Annotated in this window: 1 protein-coding gene; it reads left to right on the top strand. The window is 58.0% G+C overall.

The features are described 5' to 3' along the window. Positions 1-208: 208 nt before the first annotated feature. Positions 209-269, top strand: a 61-nt coding sequence (locus tag SB816_RS32030) for a GTPase (RefSeq protein WP_368518063.1), incomplete at its 3' end; no start/stop codon positions are given.

Here is a 269-nt window from a genome sequence, read left to right as displayed (position 1 = left end):
CCCCCATTGATGACGAAAGATCGGTCGCTCGACCGGCGCATATTGCGCCGCAACCGCAGCATCGACAAGCCCGGCATGTCGCCCGCGCGAAATTCCGCACCATTCGCAGGGCTTTGCCCGCCCAAATCGGCCCACGGGCTTGACCTTGCCCTGCCCTTTCCTCAAAAGGCTCCTCAACGAATTCTTTCAAACGGACAGGTTTCAAGCCATGGGCTTCAAATGCGGTATCGTTGGATTGCCAAATGTCGGCAAGTCCACCCTCTTCAACG

It is taken from the genome of Achromobacter sp. SIMBA_011, assembly GCF_046535435.1.
Classification (GTDB): domain Bacteria; phylum Pseudomonadota; class Gammaproteobacteria; order Burkholderiales; family Burkholderiaceae_B; genus Achromobacter; species Achromobacter dolens.
Note: the sequence above shows the minus strand (reverse complement) of the source record. Positions and strands in the feature narration are given on the sequence as shown.